Origin of the sequence: Pseudomonas sp. SWRI179, assembly GCF_014268705.1 — a bacterium.
Classification (GTDB): Bacteria; Pseudomonadota; Gammaproteobacteria; order Pseudomonadales; family Pseudomonadaceae; genus Aquipseudomonas; species Aquipseudomonas zanjanensis.
This window is the reverse complement of the sequence record NZ_JABWRA010000052.1, coordinates 28245-45450: the sequence shown is the minus strand read 5'-3', so window position 1 is coordinate 45450 and position 17206 is coordinate 28245. Positions and strand designations below refer to the sequence as shown.

Annotated in this window: 16 protein-coding genes and 1 pseudogene; 6 read left to right on the top strand and 11 right to left on the bottom strand. The window is 61.3% G+C overall.

The window, feature by feature from the left end; translation table 11 throughout:
* Positions 1 to 112: 112 nt before the first annotated feature.
* The 3 genes from radA to katB form a co-directional block, all read right to left on the bottom strand.
* Positions 113 to 1480 carry a DNA repair protein RadA gene (radA, locus tag HU767_RS23880; protein ID WP_030140305.1) on the bottom strand — a complete coding sequence of 456 codons (1368 nt, stop codon included), beginning with the start codon at positions 1478 to 1480 and terminating at the stop codon, positions 113 to 115.
* Between the two features lie 41 nt (positions 1481 to 1521).
* Complete coding sequence (locus HU767_RS23875) at positions 1522 to 2049, bottom strand: ankyrin repeat domain-containing protein (protein WP_225917659.1); 528 nt, start codon at positions 2047 to 2049, stop codon at positions 1522 to 1524.
* 183 nt (positions 2050 to 2232) lie between these two features.
* Positions 2233 to 3774 carry a catalase KatB gene (gene katB, locus HU767_RS23870; RefSeq protein ID WP_186730619.1) on the bottom strand — a complete coding sequence of 514 codons (1542 nt, stop codon included), beginning with the start codon at positions 3772 to 3774 and terminating at the stop codon, positions 2233 to 2235.
* 281 nt (positions 3775 to 4055) lie between these two features.
* Between katB and mscL the strand changes: the two genes are divergently transcribed.
* Positions 4056 to 4469, top strand: a complete 414-nt coding sequence (gene mscL, locus HU767_RS23865; RefSeq protein WP_003205779.1) for a large-conductance mechanosensitive channel protein MscL — start codon at positions 4056 to 4058, stop codon at positions 4467 to 4469.
* A gap of 2 nt (positions 4470 to 4471) precedes the next feature.
* Here mscL and HU767_RS23860 read toward each other — a convergent pair whose 3' ends face one another.
* A complete protein-coding gene (locus HU767_RS23860) occupies positions 4472 to 5248 on the bottom strand; it encodes a ferredoxin--NADP reductase (RefSeq protein ID WP_186730618.1) in 777 nt (258 codons plus the stop codon).
* 281 nt (positions 5249 to 5529) lie between these two features.
* On the opposite strand from HU767_RS23860, the gene HU767_RS23855 reads away from it, so the two are divergent.
* The gene (locus HU767_RS23855; protein WP_186706518.1) at positions 5530 to 6243 is read left to right on the top strand and encodes an autoinducer binding domain-containing protein; all 714 of its coding nucleotides are present in this window, start codon (positions 5530 to 5532) and stop codon (positions 6241 to 6243) included.
* A 182-nt stretch (positions 6244 to 6425) separates the two neighbouring features.
* The gene (locus tag HU767_RS23850; protein WP_186706519.1) at positions 6426 to 7562 is read left to right on the top strand and encodes a methyltransferase; all 1137 of its coding nucleotides are present in this window, start codon (positions 6426 to 6428) and stop codon (positions 7560 to 7562) included.
* Positions 7563 to 7602: 40 nt separating this feature from the next.
* Here the strand turns inward: HU767_RS23850 and HU767_RS23845 are convergent, their stop codons facing one another.
* Genes HU767_RS23845 through HU767_RS23835 form a run of 3 tightly spaced genes read right to left on the bottom strand, consistent with a single transcriptional unit; the run spans position 7603 to position 10228 of the window.
* Complete coding sequence (locus HU767_RS23845; protein ID WP_003205785.1) at positions 7603 to 7767, bottom strand: DUF2474 domain-containing protein; 165 nt, start codon at positions 7765 to 7767, stop codon at positions 7603 to 7605.
* Positions 7768 to 7777: 10 nt separating this feature from the next.
* Positions 7778 to 8785, bottom strand: a complete 1008-nt coding sequence (gene cydB / locus HU767_RS23840; protein ID WP_053125566.1) for a cytochrome d ubiquinol oxidase subunit II — start codon at positions 8783 to 8785, stop codon at positions 7778 to 7780.
* A 3-nt stretch (positions 8786 to 8788) separates the two neighbouring features.
* On the bottom strand, positions 8789 to 10228 hold the full coding sequence (locus tag HU767_RS23835) for a cytochrome ubiquinol oxidase subunit I (RefSeq protein WP_186706520.1): 1440 nt from the start codon (positions 10226 to 10228) through the stop codon (positions 8789 to 8791).
* A 518-nt stretch (positions 10229 to 10746) separates the two neighbouring features.
* Between HU767_RS23835 and HU767_RS23830 the strand changes: the two genes are divergently transcribed.
* A complete protein-coding gene (locus HU767_RS23830) occupies positions 10747 to 11985 on the top strand; it encodes an MFS transporter (RefSeq protein ID WP_186706521.1) in 1239 nt (412 codons plus the stop codon).
* Here HU767_RS23830 and HU767_RS23825 read toward each other — a convergent pair.
* From HU767_RS23825 to HU767_RS23815, 3 genes are read right to left on the bottom strand one after another with little or no spacing between them, the layout of a single operon-like run.
* On the bottom strand, positions 11982 to 14183 hold the full coding sequence (locus HU767_RS23825) for a xanthine dehydrogenase family protein molybdopterin-binding subunit (RefSeq protein WP_186730617.1): 2202 nt from the start codon (positions 14181 to 14183) through the stop codon (positions 11982 to 11984). The two genes, HU767_RS23830 and HU767_RS23825, sit on opposite strands and share 4 nt — an antisense overlap.
* Positions 14183 to 15184: a xanthine dehydrogenase family protein subunit M gene (locus HU767_RS23820; protein ID WP_186730616.1), complete on the bottom strand. Its 1002-nt coding sequence runs from the start codon at positions 15182 to 15184 to the stop codon at positions 14183 to 14185. The genes HU767_RS23825 and HU767_RS23820 overlap by 1 nt, the downstream gene beginning before the upstream one ends.
* Complete coding sequence (locus tag HU767_RS23815) at positions 15181 to 15708, bottom strand: (2Fe-2S)-binding protein (protein WP_186706524.1); 528 nt, start codon at positions 15706 to 15708, stop codon at positions 15181 to 15183. Before HU767_RS23815 ends, HU767_RS23820 begins: the two co-directional genes overlap by 4 nt.
* A gap of 191 nt (positions 15709 to 15899) precedes the next feature.
* Here HU767_RS23815 and HU767_RS23810 point away from each other — a divergent pair.
* A pseudogene (locus HU767_RS23810) lies at positions 15900 to 16179 on the top strand (type II toxin-antitoxin system RelE/ParE family toxin).
* Between the two features lie 15 nt (positions 16180 to 16194).
* Positions 16195 to 16482, top strand: a complete 288-nt coding sequence (locus tag HU767_RS23805; protein ID WP_186730615.1) for a HigA family addiction module antitoxin — start codon at positions 16195 to 16197, stop codon at positions 16480 to 16482.
* A gap of 6 nt (positions 16483 to 16488) precedes the next feature.
* On the opposite strand, the gene HU767_RS23800 is transcribed toward HU767_RS23805, so the two are convergent.
* Positions 16489 to 17055 (bottom strand): DJ-1 family glyoxalase III, encoded by a 567-nt coding sequence (locus tag HU767_RS23800; RefSeq protein ID WP_186706526.1) that lies wholly within the window; start codon positions 17053 to 17055, stop codon positions 16489 to 16491.
* Positions 17056 to 17206 lie beyond the last annotated feature (151 nt).

Here is a 17206-nt window from a genome sequence, read left to right as displayed (position 1 = left end):
CAAAAGCAGCGACTCCACCAACCTGACACATCGCAATGCATATTTGAGGGGCTGCTGCGCACCCCAGCGGGAGCAAGCTCCCTCGCCACGGAGGCCTGCATCCGCCTCGACATTATTCGAACAACGCATCCAACGCCTGTTCCAGGCGTGTCACCGCAATGATCTGCAACCCCGCCGGCGCTTCCTTCGGCGCGTTCCCCTTGGGCACGATGGCGCGTTTGAAGCCATGCTTGGCGGCTTCCTTGAGCCGCTCCTGCCCGCTGGGCACCGGTCGCACTTCCCCCGACAACCCGACTTCACCAAACACCAACAGATCATGGGGCAGCGGCCGGTTGCGCAGGCTGGACATCACCGCCGCCATCAACGCCAGGTCGGACGCGGTCTCCAGTACCTTGACCCCGCCCACGACGTTGAGGAACACGTCCTGATCGTGTGTCGGGATCCCACCGTGTCGATGCAACACCGCCAGCAGCATGGCCAGCCGGTTCTGATCCAGGCCCAGGGTGACCCGTCGTGGGTTCGCCAAGTGACTGTCGTCCACCAGCGCCTGCACCTCGACCAACATCGGCCGGGTCCCTTCCCACGTTGCCATGACCACGCTACCGGGGACTTCTTCCTGGGCACGTGTCAGAAAGATCGCCGACGGGTTCGAGACTTCTTTCAGGCCCCTGTCGGTCATGCCGAACACCCCCAGTTCGTTGACCGCGCCAAAGCGATTCTTCACCGCCCGTAGCAAACGCAGGCGCCCATCGGATTCGCCTTCGAAATACAACACGGTGTCGACCATGTGCTCCAACACCCGCGGTCCCGCCAACGCACCTTCCTTGGTGACGTGGCCCACCAGGAAAATCGCCGTGCCGCTCTGCTTGGCGTAGCGCACCAGCAACGCCGCGCTTTCACGCACCTGGGACACGCCGCCCGGGGCCGACTGCAGTTGTTCGGTGAAAATGGTCTGGATCGAGTCGATGACCATCACCTTGGGTTTTTCCAGGCGCGCCGTGGCGATGATGGTTTCGATGCAGGTCTCGGTCATGACCCGCAACTGGTCCTGGGGCAAGCCCAGGCGCCGGGCGCGCATGGCAACCTGTTGCTGGGACTCTTCGCCCGTAACGTACAACGCCGGCATGCGCGTGGCGAGGTTGCACAAGGTTTGCAACAGGATGGTGGATTTACCAATGCCCGGATCGCCACCAATCAGCACCACCGAGCCGTCCACCAAGCCGCCCCCCAGCACCCGGTCCAACTCACCGGACGCGGTGGAGAAACGCGGGATTTCTTCAACGCTGACTTCGGCCAGGGTCTTGATCTGCGCCTGTTGGCCAGCCCAGCCCGTGCGCCCGGTAGGAGCCGCCGCGCCGCCGCTTTCCACCATGGTTTCGGTGAGGGTGTTCCAGGCTCCGCATTCACTGCATTGGCCGGCCCACTTGGGGAAGGTCGAGCCGCACTCGGTGCAGCCGTACATGCGCTTTGCCTTGGCCATCTCAACTCCGGGGTAAAAACCGCGATGATAGCAGTCGGGCTTTATTGCGGGGCCGGCATTCTGATTTCACCGTTGGCCAGATTCGTCGCGGTATTGCCCAACGGATCCCTGGCCTCCAGGTCGGCGCCCTTGGCCTTCAAGGCATCGAGCAACTCGCCACGCTTGAACAGGCCGGCATACATCGCGGCGGTCTGCCCCGCGCCATTGCGTTGGTCCGGGCTGCAGTCGGTGGACAATAAACGACGCGCAATCTGCACTTCGCCTTTAAAAATGGCGCCCATCAGTGCGGTATTGCCACGCTTGTCCTGGGCACAGGCATCGGCCCCCGCGGCCAGCAACCGCTCCACCGCCGGACCGTGGCCGTGGTAGGCCGCCAGAATCAGCGCGGTGTAGCCCTTCTCATCCCGGGTATCCAGCGAGTAACCGGCTTCGATAAACGTATCGAGCATCGGCACGTCGCCTCGGCGAGCGGCGTCGAAATAGTAACTTTGCAGTTGCTCCTGCACCGCCGCCGGTTCGGTGGCTATTGGTTGATCGGCCAGTACATTCACTGACCAGGCCACAAGCATCGATAAAAGCAATTTACCCATCATGACGTCTCCTCTGGCATATGACCGTGGGCATGACTGTTGTAGCCAGGCTGTGGGAGCAAGGCTTGCCCGCGATGCAAACGACTCGGTCTGATTCCAGACCCAACGCCGCTTCGCGAGCAAGCTTTGCTCCCACAGGTCATGCACCTGCCTGACTGTGGATCAGTCGCTCAGTTTTTCCGCCAGCGCCTTGACCCGGGCCAGGTCGCCTTTGGCAACACGGGCCACGCCAGTGCCGTATTCAGGATCGGCTTTGTAGAGGAACGACAGGATGATGTGCTTGCTCTCGTCATCGGTGGTCGCCAGCGAGCCACCAAAGCTTTCGATCAAGTCATCACGCTCTTTCTTGTTGAACGAACGATACAGATCACCGGCCTGCTTGAAGTTCTGCTCGCGCTGGATCTTCGCCTGCTGGGTGCTGCCGCTCAGCGCGGCCTGGCTGTAGCGTGCCGCTTGCGGTTCTTCGCGAGGCGTCAGGCGGCTCGGTTGGTAATTCACGCCGGTGCTGGTGCTGCCCGGGTTCATCGCGCCGTCCTGGTTGCCGTTGTTCACCGCCACCTTGGGGGCGTTGATCGGCAACTGCAGGGCATTGGCGCCTATCCGGTACATTTGCGTATCGGCGTAGGAAAACACCCGTCCCTGGAGCAAACGGTCCTCGGAAGGCTCGATGCCCGGCACCAGATTGGCCGGCGCCATGGCCACCTGCTCGGTTTCCTGGAAGACATTCGCCGGATTACGGTTCAAGACCATTTGCCCGACCTTACGCTCAGCCACACCCGGCCAGATCTTGGTCGCGTCCAATGGATCGAAATCAAACTTGGCAAGGTCCTGTGGATTCAACACTTGAACGTACAAGTCCCACTTCGGGAAGTCGCCCTTATTGATATGACTGACCAAGTCATTGGTCATGTGGCTGTAATCTTGACCCTGAACTTTCACAACTTCTTTCGGATCGAGATTTTTCAAACCCTGCAAACTTTTCCAATGAAACTTCACGTAATGAACTTCACCCTTGGCGTTAACCAATTTGTAGGCATGCACACCATTACCGTCCATTTCACGATAACTGGCAGGCGTGCCGGCGTTGGAATACAACTCGGTCAGGGTGCGGGTCGATTCTGGAACATGGGAGAAGAAGTCGAACCGGCGCGAATCATCGTCCAGGTTGGTCCGCGGGTCGGGTTTGAAGGCATGCACCATGTCTGGAAACTTGATGGCATCACGAATGAAAAAGGTCGGGAAGTTGTTGCCCACCAAGTCCCAGTTACCGTCGGCGGTGTAGAACTTCGTGGCGAAGCCACGGGGGTCGCGCAGGGTTTCCGGTGAATGATTACCGTGCACCACGGCCGAAAACCGCACGAACACCGGGGTCACCTGGCCTGCGGCGAACACCTTGGCCTTGGTCAAGTCGCTGAGGTCGTCGGACACCGTGAAGGTGCCGTGGGCACCGGTACCGCGGGCATGCACCACGCGCTCGGGGATGCGTTCACGGTCGAAGCGTTGGAGCTTCTGGATCAACTGCACGTCTTGCAGCAGGGTCGGACCGTTGGGACCCGCCGTTTGCGAATTCTGGTTATCGCCGACCGCCGCACCGTTGTCCCGGGTCAGGGTGGCCGCATTGACAGACAAGGATAGAAGGCTCGCGGTCAGCACAAAAAAAGCGCGGCGATGGGAATAAGCCCCGTGGCCAAGGGAAGTGTTCATAGCATGTTCCTCTGATGTTATAGAGCGCATCCATGTGCGCCATCCAGAGGCTAGTGCCGGAAAAAAGAAAACCTAAATAGAAATGCCGTACCGTGCCGATAGAAAAAACGTTATAGGGCTCGGGCCTGAAACCGCGTATCGCGCGCGATTGATGGCACTTTGTAAACTTTTTCTCCCCGCTCAGGTCGATAACGGAAGCTTTGTAAGCAAGCGTTTCGAGCAAGACCCGTTGGGCTGACTTACACTGCCACTCATCTTTCATCTGTCACAAGGAATAACTCATGGGCGTGCTAAGCGAGTTCAAGGCCTTCGCGGTCAAAGGCAATGTCGTCGACATGGCCGTCGGGATCATCATCGGGGCCGCTTTTGGCAAAATCGTTTCGTCATTCGTTGGCGACGTGGTCATGCCGCCAATTGGCCTGTTGATCGGTGGCGTGGACTTCAGTGACCTGGCCATCACCCTCAAGGCCGCCCAGGGTGATGCGCCTGCGGTGGTACTGGCCTACGGTAAATTCATCCAGAGCACCATTGACTTCATCATCGTCGCGTTCGCCATCTTCATGGGCGTCAAGGCCATCAACCGCCTTAAGCGTGAAGAGGCCGTGGCTCCCAGCGCCCCGCCGGTCCCGACCAAGGAAGAGCTGCTGCTGAGTGAGATTCGCGATCTGCTCAAGGCTCAGAACGAGCGGCCCTGAGCCTACCAGTAGTTTTCCACCGCCACCTGGCCCGGACGACGGGTCAGGCTCAGTTGCAGGCCCCTGGTCTTGAGCAGCTTGCGCGTGTCGTCGATCATTTGCGGGTTGCCGCATAGCATCACCCGTGAATGCTCCGGCGTCAGCGCTACGCCGGCCGCGCGCTCCAACTCGCCATTTTCGATCAGCGTAGTAATCCGCCCGTTGAGCGCTCCCGGATGCTGCTCACGGGTGATGGTCGCAATGAAACGAAACTTGTGAGCGTACTCGGCCAAGTAGTCACGCTGGGGCAGTTCCTTGATGAGCTCCTGATAGGCCAGCTCCCGTGCCTCGCGCACGCTGTAGACCAGGATGATCCGCTCGAATTTTTCCCAGACCTCGAAATCCTGAAGGATCGAAAGAAACGGCGCCACGCCCGTCCCCGTGGACAGCAACCACAAATCCCGACCATCGACGAAACGGTCAAGCGTCAGGTAGCCAAAAGCCTGGCGATCCACCAACAATTCATCGCCCGGTTGCAAACGGCTGAGTTCGCTGGTGAATTCGCCATCGGGGACTACGATGGAAAAGAATTCGAGGAACTCGTCGAACGGCGACGACACCATGGAGTACGCCCGCCAGACGGTGGTGCCGTCGGCCTTGGCGACACCCAACCGGGCAAACTGGCCCGCCCGGAAGCGAAAGCCGCGATCCCGGGTCGTGCGCAAGGTAAACAAATGAGACGTCAACGGCTGGACATCGAGCAGGGTCTGGCGGGTGAACTTCTCTGCGCTGTCGGTCATGGGCCACTCCTATGAGACAAGACGTGCAGTGTCCCGCAAAGTGAACCTTTTCACCACCGACGGGCGAGTGATAGCACTTTGCTGCACTCACCAACTTATAACTTTTACCAAAACTGTACAAAGTTAGAGACACTGCAAAAGAAACAAATCTACAGAAAGATCACATTACAATTTTGTAAGCTAGTTAAAAAATCTCACTCCAAAGTTAGGGAATAGTCCTACACTAAAAATTCGCATCATGGATTGGATCCGCACGGACGAATCAAACCCAGGAGAAAGCGATGGACAGGTGGAAGGACTTGTTGCTGAAAAAGTTATCCTGTGAAAAGGACCTGCAGACGGCCTATCGTCTAGTATTGAATTTCTTTAATAATCAAGGATTTGAATACTGTGCATTTGCAGCCTATATCGGAAGCCCCGACAAACACACCAGCAAGGTAAACCTGAATAACTACCCTTATGGATGGGACAGGCTTTATGAACAAAACGGTTATGCGTCGAACGATCCACTAGTAGCACATTGCAATCAATCATCACTCCCTATCTTGTGGAATGAGACTGTTTTCGCTCAGGCCCCCAAGTTATGGCGAGAACTTAATCGGCTGGGACTCAAGTACGGCTGGACCCAGGCCGTTCATGACGAACAAGGGGCCCAGTGCAGTCTGTTCAGCCTTGTACGAACCCATTGTCCTATTGATATCGAGGAGCATTATGACAATCTCGGCTACGCCATCTACGCCAGTCAAAAGCTGCATGCTCTGGCCAACAAAAAACTGGCGGACGCCATCGCAGCCCAACCCAAATGTCACTTGTCGCCAAGAGAGATCGAAGTGTTGAGGTGGTCAGCCGAAGGCAAGACGGCGTCGGAAGTGGGCAGGATCCTTTGTCTTTCCGAACGAACCGTGAATTTTCATGTGTGCAGTTGCATGCGAAAGCTGAACGTCAGCAATAAGATTTCAGCGGTGGCCAAAGCCGCCCAGATCCATGTGATCTAACCCTTGGCCCGGCGTTGCCGAGCTGAAAAACCCGCGAGTAATGTGCAACAAAAAAACGTACCATTTGCGGTCCCTCTTGAATGATGCCGCTGCTTGCACGCGACGCCTTTCATTCAGGTGGTCCCGCACAGACACCTACCTCCAGGCAGCGGGACATTCGTTGATCTCCAGAGTCCCCAGCCATGCCCCTGCTTGACAGCCCTTTCGCTCAACTTGACCTGATCCGCCAACCCGAACAGCAGAACGAACCGCTGCAAGCCTTCGATGCGGCCGATGAATACCTGCTCGCGTACCTGGCCGAACAACAACCGGTCGCGCAGACTCGGGTCCTGGTGCTCAATGACGGCTTCGGCGCCCTGGCGGCCAGCCTGGCCGGCAACGTCCTGGTGACCAGCAGCGGTGATTCCTTCCTGGCTTTGCAGGCACTGGAGAAAAACCTGGTGCGCAATGGCCGGCCCTTCGATGCGGTGCCCACGTTGCCCGCCAGCGAGCCGTTGAGCGGCCCGTTCGATCGCGTCCTGATCAAAGTACCGAAAACCCTGGCCCTGCTGGAGGAACAACTGATTCGCCTGCAAGGCCAATTGGCGCCGGGCGCCCAAGTGATTGCCGGAGCGATGATCAAACACCTGCCCCGGGCCGCCGGCGATTTGCTGGAGCGTTACATCGGCCCGGTGCAGGCCTCACTGGCGGTGAAAAAGGCGCGGCTGCTGATCGCCACGCCAGCCGCCTCCCCACCAGGCAGTACCCCGGCCGTATCGCCCTACCCCACGCGCTACCGGCTGGACGAGCCAAAGATCGAACTGCTCAACCACGCCAACGTGTTCTGTCGCGAAGGCCTGGACATCGGCACCCGTGCGTTCCTGCCCCATCTGCCAAAAAATCTCGGGACGGCCCGGGTCGCCGACCTGGGCTGCGGCAATGGCGTGCTGGCCATCGCCAGTGCCCTGCAAAACCCCGAGGCCCACTACACCTTGGTGGACGAGTCGTACATGGCTGTGCAATCGGCTGCCGAGAACTGGCGCGCGGCCTTGGGCGAACGCGAAGTGACCGTCCGGGCCGGTGATGGCCTGGCCGGACAAGAGGCGCAGTCATTGGATGTGGTGCTGTGCAACCCGCCCTTTCACCAGCAGCAGGTGGTGGGCGATTTCCTCGCCTGGCGGATGTTCCAGCAGGCTCGCGAAGCGTTGGTGGTAGGCGGCGCGCTGTACATCGTCGGCAACCGGCACCTGGGCTACCACAGCAAACTGGCGCGGTTGTTCCGAGGCGTCGAGCAAGTGGCCGCCACGCCGAAATTCGTGATCCTCAAAGCCCGCAAATAACGATTGCCCTGTGGGAGCAAAGCTTGCCCCCACAGGGGAATCAGTGGGTGGTCAGCCCCGCGGCATTCATGAACATCCGCATCAGACTGGCGACGATGAACAACGCCAGCACGCTGCCAGCCCAGATCAGCGCCAGCCAGCCGAGCCGCTGCCAGAGTGGCTTGCGTTCGGCGGCCTCGATGTCTTTCAAATCAGGTTTGGCCATGTTCACGCCCTCAATGGTAGCCGTCGTCATGGGTCACCTTGCCGCGGAACACGTAGTAGCTCCAGAAGGTGTACACCAGGATCAACGGAATGATGAACAGCGTGCCCACCAGCATGAAGCCTTGGCTCTGGGGCGGTGACGAGGCGTCCCAGATCGAGATGGACGGCGGCACGATGTTCGGCCACAGGCTGATGCCCAAGCCGCTGTAGCCGAGGAAAATCAGCACCAGGGTCAGGATGAAAGGCGTGTAGTTGGCATTGCGGGCCACCGCGCGGAACAACCCGTACATGGTCACCAATACCAGGATCGGCACCGGCAGGAACCAGAACAGGTTCGGCAACGTGAACCAGCGGGCGGCAATGTCGGCGTGGGCCAGCGGCGTCCAAATGCTGACGATACCGATCACGGCCAGCACCACGAACGCCAACGGCCGGGCCAGGTCATGCATCTGCTCTTGCAGCTTGCCCTCGGTCTTCATGATCAGCCACGTGCAGCCGAGCAACGCGTACGCCGCGATCAACGCCAGGCCACAGAACACCGTGAACGGCGTGAACCAGTCCAGGGAGCCGCCGGCAAACTGGCGATTGACCACCTCGAAACCGTCGATGAACGCCCCCAGCGCCACACCCTGGAAGAAGGTGGCCGTCAGCGAACCGCCAATGAACGCTTTGTCCCAGAGGTGGCGCTTCTCAGCCTTGGCCTTGAAACGGAACTCAAAAGCCACGCCGCGGAAGATCAGGCCGATGAGCATCAGGATCAACGGCAGGTACAGGGCCGAAAGCACCACCGAATAGGCCAGCGGAAACGCCCCGAACAATCCGGCACCGCCCAGCACCAGCCAGGTTTCGTTACCGTCCCAGACCGGCGCCACGGTGTTCATCATCACGTCGCGGTCGCGCTCGCCCTTAACGAAGGGGAAGAGGATGCCAATCCCCAGGTCGAAGCCGTCCATGATCACGTACATCATGATGCCGAAGATGATGACCACGGCCCAGATCAGCGGAAGATCAATACCCATGACTCAATTCCCCTTGTTCGAGCGGTCGTTGTGGTCCACGTCGTCGTCGCCTTCGTTGGCGGCCGACAATGGCCGGGCCGGGGTGCGTTTCTGGCCCGGGCCGCCATCGCTCGGTTCGTCTTCGTGGGCCACCGGCCCTTTGCGCACCAGGCGCATCATGTAGCTCAGGCCCGCACCGAACAGCGCGAAATACACCACGACGAACAGCACCAGGGTGATGCTCATCTGGGCGAAGCTGTGGCCGGACGACGCATCGGCCGTGCGCATCAAGCCGTAGACCACCCAAGGTTGGCGGCCGATCTCCGTGGTAAACCAGCCGGCCAGGATCGCAACCAGCCCGGACGGCCCCATCCACAACACCAGGTGGAGGAACGGCCGGGACTGATAGATCCGATCGTTGCGGCGCAGCCACAGGCTGCACAGGCCGGTAAAAATCATTAGCAACCCAAGGCCGACCATGACCCGGAACGACCAGAACACGATGGTCGAGTTGGGTCGATCTTCAGGCGGGAACTCCTTGAGGGCCGGTACCTGCTCGGTCAACGAGTGCGTCAGGATCAGGCTGCCCAGGTAGGGAATTTCCACGGCGTATTTGGTTTTTTCCGCTTGCATGTCGGGCCAGCCGAACAGGATCAGCGGGGTCGGTTCATTGCCGACGTTTTCCCAATGGCCCTCGATGGCGGCGATCTTCGCCGGTTGATGCTTGAGGGTGTTCAGGCCATGGAAGTCGCCGATGACCGCTTGTATCGGCGCCACCAGCAACGCCATCCACATCGCCATCGACAGCATCCGGCGGATGGCCGGGTTGTCGCGGCCGCGCAGCAAATGCCAGGCCGCCGACGAGCCGACGAAGAACGCCGTGGCAACAAACGCCGCGGTGGACATGTGCAACAAGCGATAAGGAAACGAGGGGTTGAACACCACCGCCAGCCAGTCCACCGGGATCACCCGGCCGTCGATGATTTCGTAGCCCTGGGGGGTCTGCATCCAGCTGTTGGACGACAGGATCCAGAAGGTCGAGATCAGGGTGCCGATCGCCACCATGACCGTGGAAAAGAAATGCAGGCCACGGCCGACGCGGTTCCAGCCAAACAGCATCACGCCCAGGAAACCCGCCTCGAGGAAGAACGCCGTGAGCACCTCGTAGGTCAGCAGGGGCCCGGTCACCGCACCGGCGAAGTCTGAAAAGCGGCTCCAGTTGGTCCCGAACTGATAGGCCATGACCAACCCGGACACCACCCCCATGCCGAAGTTGACGGCAAAGATCTTCGACCAGAAGTGGTACAGGTCACGGTAGGTGTCATCGCGGGTCTTGAGCCACAAGCCCTCGAGCACCGCCAGGTAACTCGCCAGGCCGATGGTGATGGCCGGGAACAGGATGTGGAACGAGATTGTGAACGCGAATTGGATTCGGGCGAGATCGAGCGCCTCCAAACCGAACATAAGTCTTCCTCTGTCAGGTAAAACCGGCTGCGGGTGGGGCTTGCACCAACCCCCAGGGATATGGAGTGCAGTGCTTTTCAAATCGTTCTTTTTTTAACCGTCACAACGCAGGACGCAGGCCGGATGGCCGCCAGCCCAACACCCCGAAAGGTATTGATCTGGATCAAGCAATGATCAAAGAGTAGTCGCATTATTGCCGATGGACGGCGTGGTCTTTTGTCGCGTGACAGGTTGTCTCAGTGTCGTAATCCTGCTTCAAGCTGTGATTTTCCAAACCCACACGGCCCCCGTGGCGAGGGAGCTTGCTCCCGCTCGGTTGCGCAGCGACCGCAAAATCGAGGGGCCGCTGCGCAGCCCAGCGGGAGCAAGCTCCCTCGCCACAGAGGCCCGCATGTTCCCGGGAACAACCGCTTCCGCCAGTGAAAGTAGATGTCTGGCTAACTATTTTTCCAGCCATCGCAACTTCCAGTTACAGCTCGGTGATAATCTCAAAGCCTTCATCACCGGACCCGTCATAGATGCCCAGCCAAGCACCGCTGCTGCTCCGTCACCACCGTCCCTTCATCGCCTTCTGGCTGGCCCGGATCTTCACCGCCAGCGGCTTCCAGATGCTCACCGTGGCTATCGGCTGGAACCTCTATCAACTGACCGGCAACGTTCTCGACTTGGGCCTGGTGGGCCTGGTGGAATTTGCCCCGCGCGTGCTGTTCATGCTCCACACCGGGCATGTGGCGGACCGCTACGATCGGCGCAAGGTCGCAGCGATTTGCCAGTCATTGCAGGCGATGATTGCCCTGGCGCTGGCGATCGGCAGCGCCACCGACCATGTCACCCGGGAAATGATCTTCATCCTTGCCTTCCTGCTGGGCGCCGCCCGCTCCTTCGAAATGCCGACCACCCAGGCGTTGCTGCCCAGCATCGTTCCGGCCGGCCTGTTTCCCCGCGCCGTGGCCGCCGCCCAATCGGCCCAGCAGTCGGCCACCATCGTCGCCCCGGCGCTGGGCGGCTTGCTCTACGCCTTCGGTAGCGTCTGGGTCTATGGGCCCACCGTGGTGCTTTACCTCATTGCCTGCTGCCTGATGCTCAACCTGCCCGCCCGGCAGACGCCGCTGAATAAAGGCAAGGCGACCCTGGATTCGTTGCTGGCCGGGGTTCGCTTCATTCGCAGCCGCCCGGACATCCTCGGGGCGATCTCCCTGGACCTGTTCGCCGTGCTGCTCGGCGGCGCGACGGCGCTGCTGCCGGTGTTCGCCAAGGACATCCTGCTCACCGGCCCCTGGGGCCTGGGCCTGCTGCGTTCGGCGCCGGCGGTCGGGGCCTTGCTGATGTCGCTGTGGCTGGCGCGGTTTGCCGTGGAGCGCAAGGTTGGCCGGGTGATGTTCACCGCAGTGGGCGTGTTCGGCGTCGCCACCATTGCCTTCGGCCTTTCCACCTCGTTCTGGTTTTCCTTGGCAGTGCTGGTGGTGCTGGGCGCGGCAGACATGATCAGCATGGTGATCCGCGCCTCGTTCGTGCAATTGGAAACGCCGGATGAAATGCGCGGCCGGGTCAGCGCGGTGAACGGGCTGTTCATCGGCGCTTCGAACCAGTTGGGCGAGTTCGAATCCGGCCTCACCGCCCACTGGTTCGGCACGGTGCCGGCGGTGGTCATGGGCGGTGTAGGCACACTGCTGGTGACCGGGACCTGGATCAAGCTGTTCCCGACCCTGGCCAACCGCGACCGGATGCACGAACCGGTGGACGAAGCGAAGGCCTAGAGCAATTTGTCGAGGGTGATGGGGAAGTCCCGCACCCGCTTGCCAGTGGCATGGTAGATCGCATTGGCCACCGCCGCGGCCACCCCGACGATGCCGATCTCACCGACGCCCTTGGACCCGAGCGCATTGACGATATCGTCCTGTTCCTCGACGAAAATCACCTCGATGTCACCGATGTCGGCACTGACCGGCACGTGATACTCGGCCAGGTTGTGGTTCATGTGGCGACCGAGGGCGTGGTCGGTCAGGGTCTCTTCGTGCAGGGCCATGCCGACGCCCCACACCACGCCCCCGAGAATCTGGCTGCGGGCGGTTTTCGGGTTGACGACCCGGCCGGCGGCGATGGCACTGACCACTCGATTGACCTTCACCGTCCCCAAATCCTCGTCCACCCACACTTCGACAAACACCGCCGAGTGAGTGGCCGTGGCGTAGGCCTGGCGTTTTTTGTCCGGCTCGGCGGTGACCTGGGCCTGCAGCGGTGTCTCGCCGCTTTTCTGCGCCAGCTCTGCCAATGTCACACTCGCTTCGCCCAGCCGCAAATGGCCATCGGCAAACGTCACCTGCTCAAGGGTCGCGCCGCTGAAGGCCGGACACGCCTGGCGGGCCACGGCCAGGAGTTTTTCCTTCAGCGCTTCACAGGCCTGCTGCACGGCGGTGCCCACCGACGAGACGGTGAACGAACCGCCCTGCAACGGCGCGGTGGGCAGCGACGAATCACCCAGGATAAACCTGACGTTCTCAAGGGAAACCCCTGACGCCTCGGCGGCGATCTGGGTCATGACCGTGTAGGTGCCGGTGCCGATGTCGGTGGTGGCGCTGCTGACGGTCAGCATGCCATTCGTATCCAGCGAGGCCCGGGCACTGGCCTTCTGCTGCATGGCCTCCCACACACCACCGGCCATGCCCCAGCCGACCAGTTGCCGGCCTTCTCGCATGCTGCGCGGTTCCGGGTTGCGTTTGTCCCAGCCGAAACGACGGGCGCCTTGGGCATAACATTCACGCAGTTCCTTGCTGGAATAGGGCTTGCCTTCGTTCTCGTTGCGTTCGGCGTAGTTGATCAACCGCAGTTGCACCGGATCGATCGCCAGGGCACAGGCCAGTTCATCCATGGCGCATTCCAGGCCGATCAGCCCGAGGGCCGCGCCGGGCGCACGCATGTCCAGGGGCGTGTAGACGTCCAGCGGCACCAACTTATAGGTCAATGTCACGTTGTCGCAGTGATAGAGCATGCCGCTCCACTCCACCACGTGCTCGGTGAAGTCTTCGAAACGCGAGGTCTGGCCGACGGCGGTGTGCGCCACGGCCAGCAAGCGGCCGTTGGCCGCCGCCCCCAGCTGCACGCGCTGGAACGTGCGTGGCCGATAGCCAAAGGTGAACATCTGCTGGCGCGTCAGGCTGACCCGCACCGAACGCTTGAGGGCCAGTGCCGCCATCACCGCCAACGGCAATTGATATTGCGGGCGCAGTCCGGAACCGAAGGCGCCGCCGACAAACGCGGCAAACACGCGCACCTGCTCTTTCTCAAGGCCGAAGACCTTTTGCACATAGGCTTGGCAATTTTGCGTGCCTTGGGTCTTGTCGTGGATGTGCAGGCTGCCGTCAGGCTGATACAGCACGGTGGAGGCGTGTGGCTCCATCGGGTTGTGGTGTTCCACCGGCGTGCTGTAGGACACATCCACGCTGAGCGCGGAACTGGCGTACTCGCCCTGAAAATTCCCACGAGGCTTGGGCAATTCAGCGGGTGCCGGATGGGCCTCGTTTTGCAGGATTTTCAGATCGGTCTGGTGATCCTCGGCCGCGTATTCGATTTCAACCAGTGAGCCGGCATACCGCGCCAGCTCAAGGTTCTCCGCCACCACCAAGGCCAACGGCTGACCGCTGTAGAGCACTTGGTCGTTGTACAACGGCCGGAACGGCGAGCCGTCCGCCGCATCGGCATCCTGGTAGGGCTCGTCGTAGCTGGCGATTCTCGGCCGGTTGGTGTGGTCGATGACCGCGACTACGCCGGGCAGTGCCAAGGCTCGGGACGCATCGATGCGCAGCACACGGCCACGGGCGACCGTACCGGACACGACGCTGCCATGCAGCAGGCCGTCCTCGGGATATTCACCGGCGTAACGTGCCTGGCCCGTCACCTTGAGCAAGCCATCGACCCGGTCGAGTGGCTGCCCTATGGATTTGCTCGAAGCGTTCATCAGGCGTGTCCTCCCTGCGGTGCGCTACCCAACGCGGCATTGCTCAAGGCGCGGACAATCGCCCGCCGCGCCAATCTGACCTTGAAGCCGTTGTGCTCCAGCGGCTCGGCGTGTTGCAGCAGCGCATCGGCGGCGGCGGTGAACGTTTCGCGGCTGACAGTCTGCCCGGTCAGCCAGCTCTCCACCGCCCGGTCGCGCCAGGGTTTGTGCGCCACGCCCCCCAGGGCCAGGCGTGCCTGGCGAATCACCGGCCCGTCCAGTTCCAGCGCCGCCGCCACCGAAACCAGGGCAAAGGCGTAGGAGGCACGGTCACGGATCTTCAGGTAGTGGCTATGGTCGGCAAAACCGGCGGCAGGCAATTCGATGGCGGTGACCAATTCATCGTCAGCCAATTGGTTATCACGTTCCGGGGCATCGCCGGGCAGACGATGGAAGTCGGCGAACTCGATGGTCCGCGCCCCGCCCCGTCCCAGGACATGGACCACCGCTTCCAGGGCGGCCAAGGCCACGCACATGTCGGAGGGATGGGTGGCGACACATTGATCGCTGGCACCGAAAATCGCGTGGATGCGGTTCAAACCGTTCCGGGCCGGGCACCCGCTGCCGGGCCGGCGCTTGTTGCACGGCACGCTCGCGTCATAGAAGTAATAGCAGCGGGTACGTTGCAGCAGATTGCCGCCGGTGCTGGCCATGTTGCGCAACTGCGGCGAGGCGCCCGCCAGGATGGCCTGGGCCAGCAGCGGATAACGGCGCTCGATCCACGGATGCCAGGCCAGGTCGGCGTTGCTCACCAAGGCGCCGATCATCACTCCGCCAGACGGGGTTTGACTGAGGTCTGCCAGGGGCAAACCGGTGATGTCGATCAAGTGTTCAGGGCGGGTGAGGTTCTCTTTCATCAGGTCCAGCAGGTTGGTGCCGCCGGCGATGAAGCGGGACACCGGGCTCGACAGATCGACGGCCGCCTGCACCGTGTCCGGCTTGCTGTATTGGAAAGGGTTCATCGGTCACCCCCTTGTTCCTGACGGCAACGAGGCAAGGCGTCTTCAATGGCATCGCGAATGTTGTTGTAGGCCCCGCACCGGCACAGGTTGCCGCTCATTAGTTCACTGATCTGTGCGCGGGTCTGCGCCCTGCCCTCGTTGGCCAGCCCCACCGCCGAACAGATCTGCCCCGGCGTGCAGTAGCCGCACTGGAACGCGTCATGGGTGATGAACGCCTGCTGCATGGGATGCAAAGCCTCATCACTGGCCAGGCCTTCGATGGTGGTCAGCTCGGCACCGTCGCACATCACCGCCAGCGTCAGGCAGGCATTGATCCGCTTGCCGTCGCGCAGCACGGTGCAGGCCCCACACTGGCCGTGGTCGCAGCCTTTCTTGCTGCCCACCAGGTCCAGTTGCTCACGCAGCAGGTCCAGCAAGGTGGTCCAGGCCAGCACTTGCAACTCTCGCACCTGGCCATTGAGGGTCAGGCGAATCGGATGACGGACGAAGGACGCCGACGTCGCTTCGGACAGGGTCGCGCTCATGGAACACCTCACGGTTGGTCGTACTCGCGGCGTTTTGGGAAACCGCCGTCATAAGGGGTACGACTTCAGGGTGGGGCGAAGCGTTCAAGGCAATTGCGATGCTGCGGGCAACGCAAGCAACATGAATTAGCGGGCCTGTGCGGTATATATGTACCGCACCGAGTGTAATGTATCGCCTTACACTCTGTTCCATGATTAAATCCTTCCAGCACAAAGGCCTCAGGCTCTTTTATGAGACGGGGTCGACCCGTGGTATTCCGAGCGGACCACGGAAAACGCCTGGCCCGCATGCTCCAGTTCATGGACAGGGCGCAGGCCGCCAACGACTTGGATATCCCGGGATGGCGATTGCATCCGCTCAAGGGTGAGCTGGATGGGTACTGGTCGCTGGGGGGTTCGGGAAACTGGCGGGTTATTTTTCGTTTCATCGGGTCCGATATCGAACTGGTCGATTATCTGGACTACCACTGATCAGGAGGCTGGAACATGCCCATGCACAATCCGCCACACCCTGGCGAAACCTTGCGGTTGGACGTGTTGCCCGAGCTGGGCATCACGGTCACCGAACTGGCGCGACACCTGGGCTTCGCCCGGCCTCATCTCTCCCGGGTATTGCATGGCCATGCGCCCATCAGCCCCGATCTGGCGGTGCGCCTGGAACGTGCCGGGATCGGCAAGGCCAGGGTGTGGTTGGGCGTCCAGGCCGACTATGACTTGTGGCAAGCCGAGCGCCGTGAGCAACCCGCGATCGAACCTTTCCCCCAACACGCTTGACCTCCGTCAGGCCAGCAACTCCGCCGCCACCACGCTCCTCACGCCCTTGCCGCTGAGTTGCTCCACCAGCATCAAGGCAAACGCCAGGGCGGCGGCCGAGCCTTGGGCGGTGATGCAGTTGCCGTCCACCACCACGGGCTGATCCACGAAGCTGCAACCGGACAGTTGCTGGCTTACCGCTGGCAGGCAGGTCATGCGGCGCTGGCGCAGGACGCCGAAGGCCTGTAGCGCCAGGGCCGGGGCTTCGGCGATGGCGGCAAAGAAACGCCCGGCGGCGGCCTGGTCCTTGATCAGTTGTTGCAGCGGCTGATGGGCCGCCAAGTGCTGAGCGCCGATAATGCCGCCCGGCAGGACGACGAGGTCGAAATCCTGCACGAGCATGTCCACCAGCATGCCATCAGCCGTCAGGCGCGTGCCGCGGGCGCAGGTGAGCATGCGCCGTCCTTCGATGCTCGCCACCACGGTTTCGATCTGCGCGCGCCGCAGCACATCGATCAAGGTGACCGTCTGCAAGTCGTCGACGCCCTCGGCGACGGCGATCAGGGCTCGGGGGATCTTGGTTCCAGGAATCATGGGCGCTCTCTCCACTGGGTGATGCCTGTAGTGTAGGAGCTGCCGAAGGCTGCGATCTTTTTACAGGCGCTTGAGACTCAAGCGTCTGGGGAAAGATCGCAGCCTCGCTGCGCTCGGCAGCTCCTACACAGCGTTTATGCAGTTCCCACGC